17 protein-coding genes, 1 tRNA gene and 1 pseudogene are annotated in these 19,918 nt (G+C 70.2%); 10 read left to right on the forward strand and 9 right to left on the reverse strand.

Annotated elements, in window-relative coordinates; all coding sequences use genetic code 11:
- Positions 1 to 194: 194 nt before the first annotated feature.
- The 3 genes from K6U06_RS22155 to K6U06_RS22165 all read left to right on the forward strand — a co-directional run bounded on the left by K6U06_RS22155 (position 195) and on the right by K6U06_RS22165 (position 1,969).
- A complete protein-coding gene (locus tag K6U06_RS22155; protein ID WP_262324161.1) occupies positions 195 to 857 on the forward strand; it encodes a hypothetical protein in 663 nt (220 codons plus the stop codon).
- Positions 858 to 1,133: 276 nt separating this feature from the next.
- Complete coding sequence (locus K6U06_RS22160; RefSeq protein ID WP_262324162.1) at positions 1,134 to 1,568, forward strand: hypothetical protein; 435 nt, start codon at positions 1,134 to 1,136, stop codon at positions 1,566 to 1,568.
- The gene (locus tag K6U06_RS22165) at positions 1,565 to 1,969 is read left to right on the forward strand and encodes a helix-turn-helix domain-containing protein (protein ID WP_262324163.1); all 405 of its coding nucleotides are present in this window, start codon (positions 1,565 to 1,567) and stop codon (positions 1,967 to 1,969) included. The genes K6U06_RS22160 and K6U06_RS22165 overlap by 4 nt, the downstream gene beginning before the upstream one ends.
- Before the next feature lie 37 nt (positions 1,970 to 2,006).
- On the opposite strand, the gene K6U06_RS22170 is transcribed toward K6U06_RS22165, so the two are convergent.
- Positions 2,007 to 2,324, reverse strand: a complete 318-nt coding sequence (locus K6U06_RS22170; RefSeq protein ID WP_262324164.1) for a hypothetical protein — start codon at positions 2,322 to 2,324, stop codon at positions 2,007 to 2,009.
- On the opposite strand from K6U06_RS22170, the pseudogene xerC reads away from it, so the two are divergent.
- Positions 2,209 to 2,934 (forward strand): annotated as a pseudogene (xerC, locus tag K6U06_RS24855) (tyrosine recombinase XerC); the annotation flags it as partial. The gene K6U06_RS22170 and the pseudogene xerC overlap by 116 nt on opposite strands.
- 224 nt (positions 2,935 to 3,158) lie before the next feature.
- Here the strand turns inward: xerC and K6U06_RS22180 are convergent.
- Positions 3,159 to 3,232, reverse strand: a tRNA-Ile gene (locus tag K6U06_RS22180).
- Between the two features lie 147 nt (positions 3,233 to 3,379).
- On the opposite strand from K6U06_RS22180, the gene K6U06_RS22185 reads away from it, so the two are divergent.
- Genes K6U06_RS22185 through K6U06_RS22205 form a run of 5 tightly spaced genes read left to right on the forward strand, consistent with a single transcriptional unit; the run spans position 3,380 to position 7,624 of the window.
- Positions 3,380 to 4,453, forward strand: a complete 1,074-nt coding sequence (locus K6U06_RS22185) for a hypothetical protein (RefSeq protein ID WP_262324166.1) — start codon at positions 3,380 to 3,382, stop codon at positions 4,451 to 4,453.
- A gap of 18 nt (positions 4,454 to 4,471) precedes the next feature.
- The gene (locus K6U06_RS22190; protein ID WP_262324167.1) at positions 4,472 to 4,897 is read left to right on the forward strand and encodes a hypothetical protein; all 426 of its coding nucleotides are present in this window, start codon (positions 4,472 to 4,474) and stop codon (positions 4,895 to 4,897) included.
- A complete protein-coding gene (locus K6U06_RS22195) occupies positions 4,894 to 5,712 on the forward strand; it encodes a heavy metal-binding domain-containing protein (protein WP_262324168.1) in 819 nt (272 codons plus the stop codon). The genes K6U06_RS22190 and K6U06_RS22195 overlap by 4 nt, the downstream gene beginning before the upstream one ends.
- The gene (locus K6U06_RS22200) at positions 5,712 to 6,659 is read left to right on the forward strand and encodes a hypothetical protein (RefSeq protein ID WP_262324169.1); all 948 of its coding nucleotides are present in this window, start codon (positions 5,712 to 5,714) and stop codon (positions 6,657 to 6,659) included. The genes K6U06_RS22195 and K6U06_RS22200 overlap by 1 nt, the downstream gene beginning before the upstream one ends.
- Complete coding sequence (locus K6U06_RS22205) at positions 6,656 to 7,624, forward strand: heavy metal-binding domain-containing protein (protein ID WP_262324170.1); 969 nt, start codon at positions 6,656 to 6,658, stop codon at positions 7,622 to 7,624. The genes K6U06_RS22200 and K6U06_RS22205 overlap by 4 nt, the downstream gene beginning before the upstream one ends.
- Positions 7,625 to 7,676: 52 nt before the next feature.
- On the opposite strand, the gene K6U06_RS22210 is transcribed toward K6U06_RS22205, so the two are convergent.
- The 7 genes from K6U06_RS22210 to dnaA form a co-directional block, all read right to left on the reverse strand.
- Positions 7,677 to 8,525 (reverse strand): DUF3566 domain-containing protein, encoded by an 849-nt coding sequence (locus K6U06_RS22210; RefSeq protein WP_262324171.1) that lies wholly within the window; start codon positions 8,523 to 8,525, stop codon positions 7,677 to 7,679.
- A complete protein-coding gene (gene gyrA / locus K6U06_RS22215) occupies positions 8,525 to 11,035 on the reverse strand; it encodes a DNA gyrase subunit A (RefSeq protein WP_262324172.1) in 2,511 nt (836 codons plus the stop codon). The genes K6U06_RS22210 and gyrA overlap by 1 nt, the downstream gene beginning before the upstream one ends.
- Positions 11,036 to 11,065: 30 nt before the next feature.
- Complete coding sequence (locus K6U06_RS22220; RefSeq protein WP_262324173.1) at positions 11,066 to 13,006, reverse strand: type IIA DNA topoisomerase subunit B; 1,941 nt, start codon at positions 13,004 to 13,006, stop codon at positions 11,066 to 11,068.
- A 163-nt stretch (positions 13,007 to 13,169) separates the two neighbouring features.
- On the reverse strand, positions 13,170 to 13,502 hold the full coding sequence (locus K6U06_RS22225) for a DUF721 domain-containing protein (protein ID WP_262324174.1): 333 nt from the start codon (positions 13,500 to 13,502) through the stop codon (positions 13,170 to 13,172).
- A 71-nt stretch (positions 13,503 to 13,573) separates the two neighbouring features.
- Entirely contained in the window at positions 13,574 to 14,662 is a 1,089-nt protein-coding gene (recF, locus tag K6U06_RS22230) for a DNA replication/repair protein RecF (RefSeq protein WP_262324175.1), read from the reverse strand.
- A 31-nt stretch (positions 14,663 to 14,693) separates the two neighbouring features.
- The gene (gene dnaN / locus K6U06_RS22235; RefSeq protein ID WP_262324176.1) at positions 14,694 to 15,815 is read right to left on the reverse strand and encodes a DNA polymerase III subunit beta; all 1,122 of its coding nucleotides are present in this window, start codon (positions 15,813 to 15,815) and stop codon (positions 14,694 to 14,696) included.
- A gap of 272 nt (positions 15,816 to 16,087) precedes the next feature.
- Positions 16,088 to 17,566 (reverse strand): chromosomal replication initiator protein DnaA, encoded by a 1,479-nt coding sequence (gene dnaA, locus K6U06_RS22240; RefSeq protein ID WP_262324177.1) that lies wholly within the window; start codon positions 17,564 to 17,566, stop codon positions 16,088 to 16,090.
- 238 nt (positions 17,567 to 17,804) lie between these two features.
- On the opposite strand from dnaA, the gene K6U06_RS22245 reads away from it, so the two are divergent.
- The gene (locus tag K6U06_RS22245) at positions 17,805 to 19,640 is read left to right on the forward strand and encodes a protein kinase domain-containing protein (protein WP_262324178.1); all 1,836 of its coding nucleotides are present in this window, start codon (positions 17,805 to 17,807) and stop codon (positions 19,638 to 19,640) included.
- Positions 19,641 to 19,918: the final 278 nt, after the last annotated feature.

Consider the following 19,918-nt stretch of genomic DNA (forward strand, 5'->3'; position numbering starts at 1 on the left):
GCCGGATGCGGCTTCACCAACATGGCCAACTACCGGGTCCGGATCCTCGGCCACTGCAACAACCTCGGCCGGCCGCTACCCTCAACACCGGTTGGTGCCACCCCACCTAAAGGGTGAAGAGCCCGAATATCGGCCGCCCGGAGGGGGCGTAAGGCCAGGGCGAGCTCGGCGATCTGCTTCGTATACTCGGGAGCGTGGTCGGCGTGCCGAGGTGGGGCCAAGACGACGAAGATCTGCTGCGGGCGTACGAGATGGCTGTGGCCATTCGTTCCGGCCAGCAACTCAACGCCATTCCGACGACTTGGCCGACCCCGCCGGGCGAGACGGTCCACTCAGAGGTGCAGTGCACCTTGCAACAGTTCATCGGCGCCAATGTGAGCTATAACCGGGGCGGCTTCCTGGCGCTCGGTAACCCGCTGTTCACCGCTGCCACCCTTGGCGCCAGCCTCCTCTACAACGCTTCTCAGCGCCGGAACGCGGAGCGTCAGGCTGCCGTCCAGTGGCGGGCCGCCAACCACGGGCTGGCGTACTTCTCCAACCGTCGCCTGGCCTTGCAAGGCCAGACGGGATGGTTCGAGATCCCCTGGAGCGAACTCCGGAACGCCGCAATCGATCCTGCCGGCATCATCGTCTGGCCGTCCTCAGGACCGCCGCTCCGCCTGGTGCTGCCGTGGCTGGCCTGTCACTACGTGCTCCTCCGGTATCTGGCCTTCAACGATTCGACGCCTGTCGAGATCCCCGACGACCTCGCCCGCCGAGCCGCCGCAGCCGGCCGGCCTCTCCCCTCCCCGATGCCCGTATTGCCGGCGTCCAGCCAGTGGGCGCCTCCCGACCCCACCCAGGGCCGCCCTCACTGAAGGCCCAGCCGCAGTAGGCAGCAGAACCCGCGACGGTTTGCGGGGTTGCTCGCCGGGTCGAGCACGTGTGCTCGGCCCTCAACTGCGACACGCCGGGACGGGGGAGGGCAGTCAAGAGCGGCCCGCAGGGCCCGTCCCGCAGGGACCGGAGCGAAGCGCAGGCCCTTGACGACCCGAACCCGGCCTGGCACCAAGCCCCGGAAAGACGCCCAACCCGCCACAAACCCGGAGTCGCACCGTTGACAATCCGAACTGGGAGGCGCAATACTGAGAGTCGTGGCGAGCTACCCCGACTACCGACTCGACCCCAGCCCCACCCCCGAAGGCGCCGGCGCCGCCAGAGAGCGCTGGGAGCACTTCCACTTCGAGCTGGCCCGCGACGACATGGAAGAGGCCTACCACCGCCACCCCGACCCGTCAGCCACCACCCTCGACCCCGACGCCAGAGACGACCTGTTCGAAGCCGTCGCCGAAGAATCCCAACTCCTCGGCTTCTGGCTGGCCTGGCAACGAGCGGGAGGGTTCGCCAACCTCGAACACGCCGGCTGGAACCGAGCCACCATCTACCGAAGGATCCGCCGCTTCCGGGCCACCTTCGGCGTCCACCCCGACCAATACCAACCCGACTGGATCAGCCTCGACCTCCACAAAGTCTGGGGAGACCGGATCCGCCGCCGCCTTCAACCCGACATCGAACCCGACGAGCCATGACCCTCCGCCAGACGGTCACCAACGACCATCCGACCCTCCAGCTGCTCCTCACCCCCGAAGAAGCAGCCCGGGCGCTGCGCATCGGCCGCACCCGCCTCTACCACCTCATCAGCACCCGCCAGCTCTCCAGCGTCAAAATCGGCGGCAGCCGCCGCATCACCGTCGACGCCCTCCGCCTCTACGTCGCCTCCATCGCCGGCGAGAGCCTGGGCCAGGGGCCACCCAGCGGACCGCCGAGGGAGGCGCCTGCGGACCGCGCCGTCGCACCTCCGAGCGAGACTTACTCCAAGCCCCGTCGCCGCTCGGGCCGGCCCCGATCAGGACCGGCAGCTATCGAGGCACCTTGCCTTCCCTTCCCACCGTCCCCGCCCCGGGGTGACAGCAGGAGCGAAGCCCAGTGAGCATCTCGACCCGCACCACAGCGTCAGGTGTGCGCCGCTACGAGGTCCGGCTCCGTGACACCAGCGGCCGGGAGTACTCCCGCACGTTCCGCACCCGCAAGGAGGCCGAGCAGTTCCAGGCCACCGAGAAGGCCGATCGGGCCCGGGGCAACTGGATCGACCCCAGGCGCACGGCCACCAAGTTCCGGGACGTGGCCGCCGAGTGGCAGGAGTGCAACCCGGCCAAGAAGCCCTCGACCATCGCTCGCGACGCCAACATGCTCCGCTTGCACATCCTGCCGGCCATCGGTGACCTGCCGATCGGCTCGATCTCCCCCGTCGACGTGCAGCGGATGGTCAACAGCTGGGTCGACAAGCACCGCCCCCGTACCGTGCTGCGCCAGTACTCGGTGGCCCGGGCGGTCTTCTCCTACGCCGTCGACACCGACCGCATCGGCCGCTCCCCGTGCCGGCGGATCAAGCTGCCGGCCATCGTCCCCACCAGGACCCTCCTGGCCTCTCCTGACCAGCTGCGGGCCCTGGCCGGCGAGCTCCCCGAGACCGGAGCGCCGATGGTCTACCTGGGCGCGGTGCTCGGCCTGCGCTGGGGCGAGGCGGCCGGTCTGCGGGTCGGGGACATCGACTTCCTCACCCGCACCGTCACCGTCGCCACCCAGCTCACCCGTGGACCGGGCGGCCGGATGATCGCCGGCGACCCGAAGTGGAACAGCGGCCGGACGATGGCCGCCCCCACCGAGCTCCTCGAGCTGCTCGCCGAGCACCTCCGCCGCCGCCAGCTGACCGCCGCCGACAAGGACAAGACGGTCTGCGCCAACTCCGACGGGACCAGCCTGGACTACACCAACTGGCGCCAGCGGCACTGGATCCCCGCCTGCAAGCGAGCCGGGGTGCCCGGCCTCAAGTTCCAGTCGCTGCGGACGCTCAACACCACCGCCATGGTCGCCCTGGCCGTCGACGTCAAGACCGCCCAGACCCGGGCCGGCCACAAGAACGCCCAAACCACCCTCAACATCTACGCCAAACCCACCGCCGTGGCCGACCACAACGCCGCCCAGCTCCTCGGCGCCTATTTCCTGCAACCAGGCGAGGTCCCCGAGCAGCCCGCGAATTCGCGGGATGACCGCGGGACGCATGAGGTTTCAACTGCCTTCAGGGGGCCCGCCGACCCCCCTGACCAGGACTTTTGCGGTGGGGCTACCTGGAATCGAACCAGGGACCTCAGCATTATCAGTGCTGCGCTCTAACCAGCTGAGCTATAGCCCCGCAGATGCGGAGGGTCACGATACCGCACCACGCCGCCGGCGCTCATCTCGCCTCCGGCGGCGGGGTGGAAACGCTTGCTGTCCGGCGCCGATTCGGCGACTACCGTCACGCTCGTAACGCCTGGCGGCGATCACGGGAGGTGGCGAGGTGACTGGGGACCCGACTTCGACCGGCGACGATCCCTGGGCGGAGAGCGCGGGCCACGTCGGCGCGGCTCCGGCCCCCAAGTGGGGCCAGAACCCGGCCGGCGAACCACCCGGATCGCGCCCCGACACCGATCCCACCGAAGCCCACAGCGACGGAGCCCACGACACCGGCAGCCATCAAAGGCCGCCGGCCGCCGGCACTCCCCTGACCAGAGGCGGACGCCGCCGCGCTGATCCCGACAACCCGTACTGGTCCCCGGCCTTCGACCCCAAACGCAGCTACACCCGCCGGGCGTCGCGCGCCGCGTCCCGCCCACCGCGCTACCTGGGCAAGAACGGCCGTCGCTACCGCTCCTTCTACCGCCAGCGCGACCCCAACGTCTACGCCCTCATCGCCCCCGGCAGGAAGTTCTGGTCGTTGTGGATAGTCCTCACCGCGGTGACCCTCGGCCTGGCCAGCCCGGTCCCCACGGTGATCGCCTGGGCCCGCGCCCGCCAGTCGCGCCGCAGCTCCGAACTGCTCGGCGCCACCACCCGCTTCTGGCTGGTGTCGGCGGTCATCTGGACGGTCATCACCGCTTCGGTGTTCGCCGGGTACGGCCTCGCCGGTGCCAACAGCTCCAACACCAGCAGCTCCAACTCCAGCGGCGCCGCCAACTCCAATTTGAACTTCAACTACAAGCCGCCGGTGGTCCACGACGTCGCGCTCGGCACCGCGGTCACCGTCCAAGCCAGCGGCATCACCGAGGGCTCCAGCGGCGCCCGGGAGCCGGTCACCGTCGACGTGAAGGGAGTCGACCGTTCCGCGCCAAACGTCACCAAGGTGCAGTTCTCGGTGTGCGCGGTCTCGGTGGCCCTCGACCCGCTCAGCACCGCGTTCGACCTGACGATCAACGGCCCCGACAACACCCAGTTCAACCCTTCCTTCGACCTCCGCCTCCCCGACGCCTGGTATCGGCAGCTGCCGGCCCGCCACTGCCTGCAGGCCGCGGTGCCCTTCGCGGTGCCCACCCCCGACATCATCAGTAACGTGACCTTCGGTATCGACGAGCAGGTCGTCTGGCCCGCCTCCTAGAGCAACGGAGAGATGCCGATGAGCAACGAACTGACCGGGTTCGGCGAGCAGCCCGAGGACCGCCTCGACCTCGACCTGGCCACCACCGCCCTCCTGGCCAAGGAGGAGGACCTGCCGATGCTGCTCAAGATGCTCGCCGGGCAGCTCCAGGTGTCGCTCTCCGACCGGCTCACGGTGGAGAAAGAGGGCGGGTTGTTCAAGAAGTCCGACAACATCAAGTCGATCGAGGTGGCCATGGGGTCCGACACCTTCCGGGCGGAGGTCGTCAAGGGAAGGGTCACCTGCAGCGTCGGGCACACCTCGGGCGGGATCCGCATCCGCTCCGAGCAGGTAGGTATCGACGAGTGGATCAAGCGCCTCCTCGACGGGCTGCGGGCCGAGGCCGAGCACAGCCAACGGGCCCGCCAGACCCTCGAAAACATCGTCTACGGAGGCTACGCATGACCGACACGTCCAACGAGCGCCCACCGCTGCCCACCGACCTCCCGAAAGACGCCGGCCGGCGCCTGAAGGAACTCGAAAACGGCCTGTTCACCTCCGACCTGTCGGTGAACGAGTTCCTGCTGATCAAGGAGGTCGGCTTCCACCCCGTCGGGTTCGTGATGGGGTCGTCGATCTACCACATCGGCCTTCAGACCCGGAAGTGGGGGTCGTCCCAGGAGCTGGAGAAGCTCACCGCGGCGATGTACAACGCCCGGGAGCTGGCCATGAACCGCATGGAGGAGGAGGCCACCGAGCTCGGCGCGGACGGAGTCGTCGGCGTCCGCCTCGACGTCAACTACTACGAGTGGGGCAACGACGCCGCGGAGTTCATCGCGGTGGGGACCGCTGTCAAAGCCGAAAACGGCGCCTCTTACCGCAACAAGCTGGGCAAGCCGTTCACCTCCGACCTCTCCGGCCAGGATTTCTGGACCTTGATGCAGACCGGTCACGTCCCCCAGGGCCTGGTGATGGGCACCTGCGTGTACCACATCGCCCACCGTGGCCTGGGCCAGGCCATTTCTTCAATCGGTCAAAACCAGGAGCTCCCGAACTTCACCCAGGCCCTCTACGAAGCCCGTGAGCTGGCCATGACCCGGATGCAAGACGAGGCCGAGCGGCTCGAGGCGACCGGGATCGTCGGGGTCCGCCTCGAGGAGAAAACCCACCAGTGGGGGAGCCACACCATCGAGTTCCTCTCCCTCGGGACCGCGGTGGTGAAGACCAGCGACGAGGTGACCCTCCCCCGGCCCACCACCATCATCTCCCTGGACGGCTGATGGCGTTCACGTCCGGCGCCGGTACCGGCGGCCAGGCCGGCCCGCCGATCGACCTGCCCGAGGCCGCCGGCCGGCGGCTGGCGGCCAAGAGCTTCAGCTCCGCGCTCAGCGTCGCCGACTTCGCCGCCTGCCTGCACATGGGGATGCGTCCCGTCGGGCTGGTCCAGGGTTTCTGCGCGATGGGGTGGAACCCGGGCTACTACCTGCCCAGCCAGACCAACTACGGCAACCAGTGGCAAGGGGGGTACGGCACGTCGTGGTCGGGGTGGGGCAACGTGCTGGACAACTACTACTGCCCGCATTCGATCATCGCCAGCGCCGAGCACCCCTCCCGCGGCTACAACATCGAGGCGACCGGCATCGAAGCGACCTGGGCGGAGGGATACAACGCCACCTACCGCCGGATGCTCGAAGAAGCCGAGGCGCTCGGCGCTCACGGCGTCATCGGCGTCACCGACGCGACCAAGCCGCTGATCGGGCCCCGGGTCCGGGAGTTCCATCTCCTCGGAACCGCGGTGGTGATGGACGGCCAGCCCGCCCCCGACCGGGTGTGGAGCACCTACCTGGCCGGATCCAAGCTCGGCAAGCTGTTCGAGGCCGGCCTGGCGCCGGTGTCGGTGGTCGGCGCTTTCGCCGCGGTGACGGTGCTGCCGGTGTGCGTGACCGAGATCCAAGAGAACGGCCGGTGGGACACCTACGGGGTGGTGTCGCCCTACGGGGAGATCGGGCAGCTCTCCGACGCCCAGACCTCGGCACGGCGCCTGGTCCGGGACCACATCAAGTCGACCCTCGACGGCGGCGCCCTCCACGGTGCCGACCTCCGGGTCAGCGAGGACAGCCTGGTGGGGCGGACCACGATCAGCGCGGTGCTGCGAGGGACCAAGGTGCGCCGGGTCCGCGACGCCGAGCCGCTCCCCCAGCCGGTGCCCACGGTGCGCCTGTCATGAGCGACCCCGACAAGCCGGCGATGTCGCGCGAGGAGCTCGACCGGCTGTTCAACACCCCCCAGGGCATGGTCCACGACAAGACGCCCGCCGCGCCGGCGCCGTCCTCGCCGTCCTCGCCGCCGGAGCCGGCCGGTCAGGGCGGCCGCCACCGCTCCGATCATCACAGCCCGCCGCGCCCGTCGTCGCCGACGCGGGGCGACCTCCACCAGGTCACCTCCGACCTGACCATCGACGAGACCCTGCTCCTGCACTCCATCGACTGGGAGCCCGTGGACATGGTGATCGGCGCGTCGGTGGCGGCGATCCCGACGATGGGCTTCGCCGGGGCCGGGTGGGCCGGGGCCACCGACCAGTCCGCGCAGGCTTTCACCTCCGCGGTGGCCAGCGCGGTGGCCCGCATCCGGGATGACTGCTCCGCGGCAGGCGGCGTCGGCGTGATCGGCGTCGACGTGGACTTTCAGGTCCACCGCCACACGGTCCAGGCGGTCCTGGTCGGCACCGCGGTACGCCCCGCCGGCGGCGGCCGCGGCGGGCACCCGTTCGTGTCCGACCTGACCGTCCGGGACTTCCTGCTCCTCCACAACGCCGGCTGGGAACCGCTCGGCCTGGCGTTCGGCGCGTCGTTCGTCCAGGTCCCCTACCGGACGATAGGGACCGTGTTCAAGCAGGTCACCGCCAACACCGAGATGACCAACCTGACCGAGGCCATGTACCAAGCCCGCGAGCAGGGGATGGAGCGGCTGCAGTCCTCGGCGATCGGGATGGGCGCGCAAGGGGTGGTTGCGGTGCAATACAGCGACCGGCCGCTGCCGTTCGCGTCCCACGTCATCGGGTTCACCTCGTGGGGAACCGCCATCCGCCTGTCAGGCGAATCCCACCGGTACGTGAAGCCGCGGATGGTGGTGGCCATGGACGACGCCGGCGACCTGTTCGACCTCCAGGGGGCGATGGGCACCAAGGAGTGACGCTGCCCAGATCGGGCGTCGTGGGGAGCGACCGGGGTGAGCCGGCCGGGCCTCACTCGGGTTCGCTCACCACCACAACCTGCACGCCGCCGACCAGGTCGCTGATCAGGTTGTAGGCCACCGCGGCCAGCACGTTGACCAGCAGCCCGACGAGGCACAGCATGGCGCCGATGCCCACCGCGTACTCCAGGGTGGGAAGCGGGTGCAGGGTGAAGGTCTTCAGCGAGAACAGGGTCCGGACGGACTTCTCGATGCTGTGAATGAACCCGAAGGCGCTGGCCACGTTCCAGAGGATCACGCCGGCGACGAGGATCACCACCAGGGTCAGCAGGTAGAAGACGAACGACACCTTGGCGACGGTCCACACGTCGACGCGCCGAACCAGGCGCTTGCTGCGCACCCCGCGCACCACCCGCACCGTCTGGTGGGGGTGGCGCCCGCCGCGCACCGGCCCCTCGACGATGTCGTCGTCGCGAACGCCCGGCTCCCATCGCTCTGGGGGGGCGGGGAGCGCCTCGGCGACGGGCGCGCCGCGCCGAGCCCACGGCCGGACCGGGCCGGCGGGGGTCATAGCCGGCGAGCCGGCCGCCCGCGCCCGGGACCCGCGCGCCTCGCCGCCCACCGAACCCCCACCTCGGGGCTGGCCGCCGCTGGCGGGATCGCCTCGGGTGGGGTCGCCGCCTCGGGTGGGGTCGCCGCCTCGGGGCTCGCCCCCGCGCGGCCGGGGCGGGCCCGGCGGAGGTCCGTCGGCAGTCCCGCCGTTGCCGGCACGAGCCCGGCGGGTCTCCACCGAGTCGGGGCCCCCGGACGGGAACCCCGCGTCCAAAGCGCCGTAGCCCGGCGGCAGCGGGGACTCCGATGCGTCCCCGGCGCCGACCGGCGGCTGCCCCCCCTCGCTCATCAGGTGGACTCCTCCACCGCCAGCACCGGCGCAACCGACGCAACCACCTGACCCTGATCGAGGCTGACGACCCGCACCCCGGTGGCGTCGCGCCCCTGACTGGAGATCTGACGGACCGGCATCCGGACCATCACCGCCGCAGAGGAGATCACCAGGATCTCGTCCTCCAGGCCGACCATGAACGCGTCGACCACCCTGCCGCGCTGCGCGGTCAGCTTGATGCCCCGCACCCCCAGACCACCGCGGTTCTGACGGTTGAAGTGGTGCAGCTGAGTCCGTTTGCCGAACCCGGCGTCGGTGACGATCAAGATGCTCGTCTCGTCGCGGGCGATGTCCAACGACACCACCTCGTCGCCGTCGCGCAGCTGCATGCCCCGCACCCCGGCCGCGTCGCGGCCCATCGGCCGGACGTCGTTCTCGGAGAACCGGATGGCCATCCCGCTTCGCGACACCATGAAGATGTCGTCGTCGCCGCCGGTCACGATGACCTTGACCAGCTCGTCGTGCTCGCGCAGGTTGATGGCGATGAAGCCTTCGCGGCGGGACTTGTCGTACTCCGAGAAGGTGGTCTTCTTCACCTGCCCGGCCTTGGTGGCGAACATCAAGTAGCGGTCCTCGGGGAACTCCCGGGTGTCGATCAGCGTCTGGATCCGCTCGTTGGGAGCCAAAGGCAGCAGGTTGACGATCGGGGTCCCTCGCGCCGTGCGCTCCTTAATCGGCACCTCATAAGCCCGCAGCCGGTACACCCGCCCCCGGTTGGAGAAGCACAGGAGATGGGCGTGGGCGCTGGTGTGGATGACCTGGGTCACCAGGTCCTCCTCCTTGAGCTTGCCGCCCGTCACGCCCCGCCCGCCGCGGCCCTGGGTCCGGAAGTCCGAGGCCCGCACCGCCTTGACGTAGCCGGCCCGGGTCATCGTGAGGACCAGCTCCTCGTCGGTGATCAGGTCCTCGGCGTCCATGTCGCCCGGGTCGAAGGTGATCTCGGCCTTGCGGGGCGTGGCGAACTCGGCTCGGATGGCGCCGATCTCGGACTTGATGACGCCGCGCAGGACGCCCTCGTCGGCCAGGATCGCCTCCAGCTCGGCGATGGTCTCGCGCAGCTTGGCCATCTCCGCTTCGAGGTCGGCCCGGCCGAGGCGGGTCAGGCGGACCAGCTGCATGTCCAAGATGTGGTTGGCCTGGATCTCGGAGAACTCGAAGGGGGCGGCCATCAGGCCGGTGCGGGCCTCGGCCCGGTCGTCAGAAGCCCGGATCAAGGCGATGATCGCGTCGATCAAGTCCAGGGCCTTGATCAGACCCTCGACGATGTGGGCCCGGTCCCGGGCCTTACGCAGCCGGTACTCGGTCCGCCGGCGGATGACGTCGACCTGATGGTCGACGTAAGCCTTCAACGCCTCCCGCAGGTTGAGGGTGCGGGGCACCCCGTCGACCAGAGCCACCATGTTGACGCCGAAGCTCGTCTGCAGCGTGGTGTGCTTGAACAGGTTGTTGAGCACGACGTTGGCGTTGACGTCGCGCTTCAAGTAGATGACCAGCTTGGTGTCGTCGCCCGCGGAGAGGTCCCGGATGTCGCGGATGCCCTCCAGCTCGCGGGCGTTGACCAGCTCGGCGATCTTGGCCGCCACCGCGTTGGGGCTGCTCTGGTACGGCAGCTCGGAGATGACGATCTCCTCGGTGGCGTTGCGGCCTTCGCCCTCGACGATCTCGGCCTTGGCCCGCATCCGGATCGACCCGCGCCCGGTGCGGTAGGCGTCGAGGATCCCCTGGCGGCCGAGGATCTGGGCGCCGGTCGGGAAGTCGGGGCCCTTGACGAACTGCATCAGGTCCTCGACGGTGGCGTCGGGGTTGTCGAGCAGGTGGACGGTGGCGTCGATGACCTCGCCCAGGTTGTGCGGCGGGATGTTGGTCGCCATGCCCACCGCGATGCCCTGGCTACCGTTGACCAAAAGGTTGGGGAAGCGCGACGGGAGGACGGTCGGCTCGTCCTCCTCGTTGGTGTAGTTGCGCCCCATGTCGACGGTGTCCTCGTCGAGGCCCTCGATCATGTGCATGGCGAGGGGGGACAGCCGGCACTCGGTGTAGCGCTCCGCGGCCGGCGGGTAGTCCGGCGAGCCGTAGTTGCCGTGGAACGCGACCAGCGGATGGCGGAGGCTGAACGGCTGCGCCATCCGGGCCAGCGCGTCGTAGATGGCGCTGCTGCCGTGCGGGTGGAACCGGCTCATGGTGTCGCCGGTGACCTTGGCGCACTTCACGAACGGCCGGTCCGGGCGGTAGCCCTGCACGTGCATGTCGTAGAGGATCCGACGGTGGACCGGCTTCAGCCCGTCCCTGGCGTCGGGCAGCGCCCGGGAGACGATGACCGACATGGCGTACTCCAAGAAGGAGCGCTCCATCTCGGTCTGGATCTCGATCGGCTCGATCGACCCGAACCCGGTGGTGGTGCCATCGTCACCCCCTCCGCCGCCGGCGGGCGGTTCGGGGGGCGGTTCGGGCGGGGTGATGTCAGTCATGCGTGCTCTCAGCCATTCGGGTGCAGGCCTCTAGATGTCGAGGAACCGGACGTCGCCGGCGTTGGTCGTGATGAAGTGCTTGCGCTGCTCGACGTCGTCGCCCATGAGGACGCTGCAGACCTCGTCGGCGATGGCCGCCTGCTCGACGTCGACTCGCAGCAGCGACCGGCGGGCCGGCGCCATGGTCGTCTCGCCCAGCTCCGACCAGTCCATCTCGCCCAGGCCCTTCAGCCGGTTGAACTCGGCTTTGTGGTTGGGGCGCTCGGTGATGAACCGCTGCCGGGCTACCTCGTCTTTCAGGTACACCTTCTCCTTGCCGACGAGCGTCGAGAACAGCGGCGGCTGCGCGCAGAACACGTGGCCCTCTTCGATGAGGGGACGCATCTGGCGGAAGAAGAACGTCAAAAGCAGGGTCCGGATGTGCGAGCCGTCCACGTCCGCGTCGGCGAGGATGATCACCTTGCCGTAGCGGGACTTGCTGGCATCGAAGTCCTCGCCGAGGCCGGCGCCGATGGCGGAGATCAGCGCCTGAACCTCGTTGTTCTTGAGCATTCGCTCGATACGGGCCCGCTCGACGTTGAGGATCTTGCCCCGGATCGGGAGGATCGCCTGGGTCTTCGGGTCGCGGGCACGGATGGCCGAACCGCCAGCGGAGTCGCCCTCCACGATGAACAGCTCCGACTCCGCGGAGTTGCGCGACGCGCAGTCGGTCAGCTTGCCGGGCAGGCCGGCGCCCTCGAGCGCGGACTTGCGGCGGGTGGCGTCTCGGGCCTGGCGGGCCGCGAGCCGGGCCCGGGCCGCGGTGACCGCCTTGTTGACGATCAGCTTGGCCTCGGCTGGGTGCTCGTCGAGCCACTCGGCCAGCTTTTCGTTGGTGGCGCGCTCCACGACCGAGCGCATCGGAACGTTGCCCAGCTTGGCTTTGGTCTGCCCCTCGAACTGCGGGTCGCGCAGCTTCACCGCGACGATGGCGGTGAGGCCCTCGCGGATGTCCTCGCCGAGAAGGTTCTCGTCTTTGTCCTTGAGGATGTTCGCGGCGCGGGCGTACTTGTTGACCACGCTGGTCAGCGCCTTGCGGAACCCCTCGACGTGCGTGCCGCCCTCGGTGGTCGAGATGCCGTTGGCGTAACCGTGGATCCCCTCGTAGTACCCGTCGTTGTACTGGAGGGCGATCTCCACCTCGTTGTCCGCGTCGGGGACCTTGAAGTAGGCGACCTTCTTGAACAGCGGCGTCTTCGACGAGTTGATGTGGCGCACGAAGTCCACAATCCCAAGGGTGTACTTGTAGACGACCGTCTCGGGGGAGTCGGCCCGCTCGTCGGTGAAGCGGATCTCCAGACCGGCGTTGAGGAACGAGTAGATCTGCAGTCGCTCGAGGATCGTCGTCGAGTTGAACTCGGTCTCCTCGAAGATCCGGCCGTCGGGCCAGAACGTCACCGTGGTGCCGGTGCGACCCTTCGGCGCCGGGCCGACCACCTCCAGCTTGGTCTGGGGCTTGCCGCCGTCGGCGAACTCCATCCGGTGGTGATCGCCGCGAAGGTCGACCTCGACGATCAGCCGCTTCGACAGCGCGTTGACCACCGACACCCCGACGCCGTGCAGGCCGCCGGAGACCTTGTAGCCGCTGCCGCCGAACTTGCCGCCGCCGTGGAGCTTGGTGAGGGCGATCTCCACGCCGGTCATCTTCTGCTGCGGGTTGACGTCGGTCGGGATGCCCCGGCCGTTGTCGACCACCCGGCACCCGCCGTCAGCCAGCAAGGTCACGTCGATCTTGTCGCAGTAGCCGGCCATCGCCTCGTCCACCGAGTTGTCGACGACCTCCCACACCAAGTGGTGCAGACCCGACAATCCGGTCGAACCGATGTACATACCGGGCCGCTTCCTGACCGGCTCGAGACCCTCGAGCACGGTCATCTGCGCCGCGTTATACGTTGGTTCCGGATCGTCGGGATAACTGGCTTGTAGCGCCACGGACGCGACCTTTCACAGCGGGGAGTCGAGCGGGCGTCTCATGCGCCGACCGGGTGCGGCCTCCGCCAGCACCCTGGCTGGCCCTAGGACAGCCGAACATGCAGGTCAGCGGCGCGAAACGCGATTGACGTAGTTTACCAGAGGGGGGTGTCGGAAAGGGGGTCTAGCGCCGTACGACTACCCGCAGCTCGCGCACTGCGGAGGGGTCCGGCGCGGCGGCCGCGAGCCGGGCCAGGAGGTCACCGGAGAGCATCCGCAACTGGGTGGCCCAAGCCGGCTCGTCCACCGCGATCACCAGCACCCCGCCCCGCAGGCTGCGGGGCGCGGCGTGAGCCGCGACCTGCGGACCGACCATCTCTTCCCACCGGGCGAACACCGCGCTGAGCACGTCGGGGGGCGGCGCGCCCAGCCGCCGGGCCAGGCGATCGAGCGACGAACCGACCGGCGCCGGCTCTTGCTGCCAGCGGGGCGTTCGGGACGGCCGCCAGGTGCTCATCGCGGCGCCATCGTAGTGCCCCCCGCCACCCCAGACGCGCACGGTGGCGGCGCAGGGCGGCTCAACACCGCTCAATCGAGAAGCTTGCCGCCCTCGACACGCACGGTGACCGCCGGGCGGGCGCCGGGCGGCAGGCCGCCGGCGGTGGTCAAAAGCGCCTGGCCGGCCGGTAGGGCGGCCAGCAACGCTGCGGAGCGGTCCGGGTCGAGCTCGGAGAAGACGTCGTCGAGGAGCAGCACCGGCGGCGTCTCCAGGCGGCCGGTGACCACAGAATGCCCGGCCAGGCGCAACGCCAGCGCCAGCGACCGCTGCTCGCCCTGCGACGCGTGGGTCCGGGCCGGCAGTTCGCCGATCCACGCGGCCAGCTCGTCGCGGTGGGGGCCGACGGTGGTCACCCCCCGGCGCAGGTCGTCGGTCCTGGCCGCGGCCAGCGCCTCCAACAGTGGGCCGTCCCAGCTCGGCTGGTACGCCAGGCGCACCGCGCCGCGGGCCTTGGGGGCGGACACCGCCACCTGCTCGTAGGTGGCCGCCGCGACCGGTGACAGCGCCGCGGTCAGCCCGGCCCGGGCGGCCACCAGCGTCTCGCCGGCCGAGGCCAGCTTGGCGTCCCACACGTCGAGGGTGGCGACCACGTCGGGGGTGGCCCGCCCGCCGGCCTGCTTGAGCAGCGCGTTGCGCTGGCGCAGCACCCGTTCGACCTCGCTCTGGGTGGCGTCGTGGCGGGGGTGGAGCGCGACGAGAAGGTCGTCGAGATACTGCCGGCGAGCCGACGGTCCGCCCTTGACCAAGGTCAGGTCGTCGGGAGCGAACACCGTCACCTGCAGCGACCCGAGCAGGTCCCGGGTCCGGCGCAACGCCTGGCGGTTGACCTGCACCCGGTCCCGTCCGCTCGGGCGCAGCTCGGCCTCGATAAGGAGGCGCCGCCCGGCCCGGTCCACCTCGGCGCGCACCACCGCGTGGGGCGCCCCGACCCGGATCAGCGCCTCCCCCGGGGCGCCCCGGAAGCTGCGCAGCGAGGCCAGGTACGCGACCGCCTCGAGCAGGTTGGTCTTGCCCTCGCCGTTGGCCCCCGACACCACCGTCAGCCCTTCGGGCGCCGGGACCAGCTCGGCGGCCTCGTAGGAACGGAAGTCGCTCAGCCAGAGACGGTCGAGGTGCACCGGGGGACTCCGTGACCCGGCCGGAGCTGCGTCAGGACACCCGTACGGGCATCAGCAGGTACAGGTAGTCGTCGCTGTCGGTGGGGCGCAGCGTGGCCGGCTTGAGGGCGTCGAGGGTGTCGAGGACCACCTCGTCGGTGGGCACCGCCTCCACGCCGTCGATCAGGTACGCCGGGTTGAACGCCACGGTCATCTCCGCGCCCTCGTACTTGGCGTCTACGTCCTCGGTGGCGGTCCCCCAGTCGGTGGTGATCACCGTCAGCTCGATCCCGTCGGGGCGCAGCGCGATGCGCACCGGGGTCGTCGCGTCGCGGGCCAGGAGCTTCACCCGGCGCACCGCGTCGAGCAGCGCCTCGCGCCCGACGACCAGCCGGTTGGGGTAGCTGGCGGGAATCAACTGGCGGTAGTTGGGGAACTCCCCCTCGATCAGGCGCGACGTCAACGCGACCGAGCCGGTCCCGAAGGTGGCGTCGTGCTGGCCCAGGCGCAGCTCCACGTCCCCGCCGGCGGCGGAGCCGAGCAGGCGCTGCAGCTCGCCGAGCGCCCGCGACGGCACCAGCACCTTCTGGCCCTCCGACAGCACCGCGCCGGCGCCGGGCAGGTCCCGAACCGCCAGCCGGTAGGAGTCGGTCGCCACCAGGCGCAGACCGCCGGCCTCAGCGGCCATCAGCACGCCGGTGAGGATCGGCCGGCTGTCCTCGCCCGAAGCGGCCCGCACGACCTGGCGCAGGGCCTCGGAGAGGCCCTCGGCGGGCAGGGTGACCGCGTCACCCGACGGGCTCGCCAGGCGAGGGAAGTCCCCGGCCGGGTGGGTGCGGACGGTGAACGCGGATCGCCCGGCGGTGATCCGCAGGTCCTCGTCGCCGCTTTCGGAGTCGCCGGTCTCGAGGGTCACCGCGCCCGGCTCGAGCGCCCGGACGATGTCGGTTACCAGGCGGCCAGGAGCGACGACGACCCCGTCGACGGACCCGTTGACCATGGACGACACGGTGATGGTCAGGTCCAAGTCGGTGCCCGTCACCGTCAGGTGATCACCGGTCACCTCGAGGCGGACCCCCGACAGCACCGGCAGGGCGCCGCTGCGTCCAGCCACCGCCCGCCCGGCAGTGCCGAGCGCATCGACCAGCACGTCACGTTCGCAGCGCAGCTTCACCGCAGCCTCTTCTTCACGACAGTGTCTTCCCCTGCTTCTTCTCTTCTAGATAGATCTTTTTGGTAGTGGTGGTAGTAAGCCCTGTGGATTGTGGATGACAGGGCATCGGTGCTGGTCACGGCCGTCGCGGTTGCGCCGATGATGTCCCCAGGATCGCACAGGCCAGCGACGGTTCCGGCGACCCCCTGTGGGCGGAGGGGGCGTCGTCCCCGCGAACTACACGACACCGACACACGTTGCCCCCGACGATGGCGATGAGATGCTCGCGTGTTTCATGATGTTCCGCCCTTGATCCGGTGGATGAGCTCGGTCACCTGGTCGTAGGTCTGGCGGCGCTCCATCATCAACCGGCTCACTTTCTCCACCGCATGGATCACCGTCGTGTGGTCTCGTCCGCCGAACTCCCTGGCGATGGCCGGGTAGCTGAAGTCGGTCAGCTCCCGGAACACGTACATCCCGATCTGACGGGCGTTGACCAGCGGCCGGCGCCGGCTGGTGCCGCAGATGTCGTCCACGCTGAAATCGAACATCGTCGCGGTGGTCTCGAGGATCACCTTCGGGGTGATCTGGCGGGGCCGGCCGGCGTCGAGGATGTCGGAGAGGACCGTCTCGGCCACGTCGATGGTCAGCGGCTTGTTGTTGAGGCTGGCGAACGCCGACACCCGGATCAGGGCGCCTTCCAGCTCCCGGATGTTGTCCCGGACGTGGGTGGCGATCAGCTCGAGGACCTCGGGCGGGATCGGCACCCGCTCCGACTCGGCCTTCTTGCGCAAGATGGCCAGGCGGGTCTCGAGCTCCGGGGGCTGCACGTCGGTGATCAGGCCCCACTCGAAGCGGCTGCGGAGCCGGTCCTCGAGGGTGGCGATGGAGCGGGGATGGCGGTCGGAGGACAGTACGATCTGGCGGGCGCCCTCGTAGAGGGAGTTGAACGTGTGGAAGAACTCCTCCTGGAGTCCCTCCTTGCCCTCCATGAACTGGATGTCGTCGACGAGGAGCACGTCGCAGTCCCGGTACCGGCGCTTGAAGCTGCTCTGGCCGTTGGTGCGGATCGCGTCGACGAAGTCGTTCATGAACGTCTCGGTCGAGACGTAACGGACCGACATCTGGGGGAAGTTGTCGGCGACGTAGTGGCCGATGGCGTGGAGCAGGTGGGTTTTCCCCAGGCCGCTGTCGCCGTGGATGAACAACGGGTTGTAGGAGGCCGCCGGCTTCTCCGCGACTCGCTGCGCGGCGGCGTGCGCGAAGCGGTTGGTGGCCCCGATGACGAACGCCTCGAAGCGGTACCGGGGGTTGAGGACCGGGGACTCCGAGCGCGGCGGCGGGCGCATCCCCCGACCGTTGTGGTCGTGGTCGCCGGCGGGCGCATGCCCCCGGCCCTTGCGGTCGGAGTCCCCGGCGCGGTCCCCGCCGGCGGAGTGCTCCCTCCGGCCTTCGTGCTCTGCCAGGAGGGGTCCGGTCCCGTTGGGGTCATCGGCCGCGGGAGCCTCCTCGAGGTGCTCCATAGGCCGTCTGACCAGCAGCTTCACCCGCAGCGGGCGGCGCAGTTCGTCCTCCAGGACACCTTGGATGAGACCCGAGTAGCGCTCCTCGATCCGCTCGCGCACCAAGGCGCTGGGGGCGGAGAGGGTGAGGCACTCGTCGTCGACGTCCTCGGGCTCCAGACCGGTGAACCACGCCCGCCACGTGGCCTCGGAGACCTGAATCTGGAGGAGCTCCGAGCAGGTCCTCCACACTTCGCCTGCGTCGGTCACCTGGTCCCTCTGCCTCATTCAGCCTTGATTGTCCACAAGATGATCCACATGTTGTGGAGAACACGGCCCGGGTCGCCAAAAGAGGCCGCTTGAACGGCTCCGCCGACGCCCCCAGGGAAGGAGCCGCTCTCCTGCTCCGGTCCCCCGGGGCAGTTCGACGAACCTAGCACCGACCGGCGGGGGCCCGCGCCCCCGGCGTCGGGGTCGGGGCTTTCCGAGGGGTGGCATCATGCGGGGCATGCCCGGTCCCTGGCGGGAGCCCGCAACCGACCCCCTCGAGGCGATCGGCCTCACCGACCTGGCGCAGATCGGCGCCGGCGGGTCGAGCGTCGTTTACCAGGCCCGGCAGGTGGCGTTCGACCGCCTGGTCGCGGTCAAGGTCCTGACCAACCCCGTCGCCGACGACAAGGCCCGCCGGCGTTTCGAGCGGGAGCTGGCCCTGGCCGGACGGTTGAGCGGCCACCCCAACGTGGTCACGGTGTTCGCCAGCGGGTTCCTGCCCGACGGGCGGGGATACGTGGTCATGGAGCACGCCGCTGGCGGCAGTCTGGCGTCCCGGCTGGCCGCCTCTGGGGTCCTGCCGGTCCGCGACGTGGTGGCCATCGGGATCAAGATCGCCGGCGTGCTGGAGCTGGCGGCCCGCGACGGCGTGGTCCACCGCGACGTCAAGCCGGCAAACATCCTGGTCACCCGGTACGGCGAGCCCGCTCTGGCCGATTTCGGCATCGCCGTGGTCGCCGGCGAGGTCAGCGGCACGACCCAGGCCCTGACCCCGGTCCACGCCGCGCCGGAGGTCCTGGAGGGGGGCACGGTAGGGCCGCCCGCCGACCAGTGGTCGCTGGCGTCGACCCTCCACACCCTCCTCGCCGGACGGCCCCCCTTCGCCGGGCCCGAGGGGGACGGCCTGCTCGCCGGCATGCTCCGGGTCCTGAACGACCCGGTCCCGGTCATCCCCCGCACCGACGTGCCTGCCGGGCTGGTGGCTGCGCTCGAGCGGGCCATGGCCAAATCACCCTCGCAGCGGTGGCCGTCGGCGGCCGAGTTCGGCCGGGCCCTGCAGGCCGTGGAGGTCGAGGCGGGGTGGGGGCCAACGCTGCTGCCGGTGGTGGAGGTGTCAGGGCCGGTTGTCGACCGTGGTGCGGTCAGTGCCGGTGACGTGAGTGGCGGCGGGGGCGGGTCTGGTGAGCGTGGGTCTGGCGGGGGCGGGTCTGGCGCCGCGGGGACGACGCTTGGCGGGTCGATCTGGCCATTGCGAGAGGGCGACGGAAATACCCAGCACTTCCGGCGGGGCGAGGGCCCTGCGGTGCCTGGGCCGGGTTCTAGGCCTTTGGCGGCCTCGGTGTCTGCGGCGGCCTCGGTGCCTGCGTCGCCGCCGGTGTCTGAGCCTGTGCTCCCGCCCGGGTCTCCGCCGGCGCCTTCCTCCGGTCCGGGGTCGGAGCCTTCGCCGGGTCGTAGGGAGCCGTCACCGTCACCGGCGGGGGCGGGGGCGGGGGCGGGGGCGGGGGACGACGCCAACATCGAGGGGGAGACCACCCGCTACTTCCGCCACCGCGCCCCGGAACCCGACGCCCCGCCGGCGGAGATCCCCGAGCCGGCCTCCGCCCGCCGGTTGTGGATCGGCGGGGGGATCGCCGGGGCGGCCCTGGTGGTGGTCGCCCTGGTGGTCGTCCTGGCAACCACCGGCTCCAACAGCCCCTCCCGGCCGACGATCAGCACCACACCGGTCCTCCACCCCTCGGTCCCGGACCCCTCGACCCTGGCACCCCGGTCGGTCAAGGTCATCGCCGAGCAGCCCACCAGCGCCACCCTGGCGTGGATCGACCCGGCCGGCGGCCCCTACGAGTACGTCGTCCAGGTCAGCGGCCAAAACCCCCAGGTCGCGACCGGCTCGACGCAGACCGTCATTCAGGGGTTGGACCCGACAAGGGGCTACTGCTTCGCCGTCGGGACCGTCTACACGACCGGTGCGCCGGCCTACGCCGCGCCCGTGTGTATCCGCGGAGGCACCCCCTCCCCCACGACGACATCGCCGCCCACCACGCTCGGGGCGCCGTCGGCACCCACCACGCCCTGAGGCGCCGGTCCGGTCAGTCGGGGGCCCCGGGCCACCCACGCGGCCATGGGGCCGCGGCGCGACCGCGGCCCGACCGCGGCGGGGCCTTCCGCCTCGGCCGTGGGTCGTGGGGCCGCTTGTCCGCTGACTCGCCGGCTTTCACAAGAGCACATGTCGCAAACCCGTGCGCCAGCGCGGGTTTGCGACACCTGCTCTTCCCGACCCGATCCGTATCGCGCCAAACCGACCCCACCCACAACTTCGATTCGCGTTGCACGGCAGGAAAAGGCATGAAATAC

Origin of the sequence: Acidiferrimicrobium sp. IK (genome assembly GCF_025499425.1) — a bacterium.
Classification (GTDB): domain Bacteria; phylum Actinomycetota; class Acidimicrobiia; order Acidimicrobiales; family Palsa-688; genus Acidiferrimicrobium.

Coding starts and splice junctions, on each gene's coding strand:
- K6U06_RS22165 (WP_262324163.1), top strand. CDS start 1,565: ATGACCCTCCGCCAGACGGTCACCAACGACCATCCGACCCTCCAGCTG.
- K6U06_RS22190 (WP_262324167.1), top strand. CDS start 4,472: ATGAGCAACGAACTGACCGGGTTCGGCGAGCAGCCCGAGGACCGCCTC.
- K6U06_RS22195 (WP_262324168.1), top strand. CDS start 4,894: ATGACCGACACGTCCAACGAGCGCCCACCGCTGCCCACCGACCTCCCG.
- K6U06_RS22200 (WP_262324169.1), top strand. CDS start 5,712: ATGGCGTTCACGTCCGGCGCCGGTACCGGCGGCCAGGCCGGCCCGCCG.
- K6U06_RS22205 (WP_262324170.1), top strand. CDS start 6,656: ATGAGCGACCCCGACAAGCCGGCGATGTCGCGCGAGGAGCTCGACCGG.
- K6U06_RS22210 (WP_262324171.1), bottom strand. CDS start 8,525: ATGAGCGAGGGGGGGCAGCCGCCGGTCGGCGCCGGGGACGCATCGGAG.
- gyrA (WP_262324172.1), bottom strand. CDS start 11,035: ATGACTGACATCACCCCGCCCGAACCGCCCCCCGAACCGCCCGCCGGC.
- K6U06_RS22225 (WP_262324174.1), bottom strand. CDS start 13,502: ATGAGCACCTGGCGGCCGTCCCGAACGCCCCGCTGGCAGCAAGAGCCG.
- K6U06_RS22245 (WP_262324178.1), top strand. CDS start 17,805: ATGCCCGGTCCCTGGCGGGAGCCCGCAACCGACCCCCTCGAGGCGATC.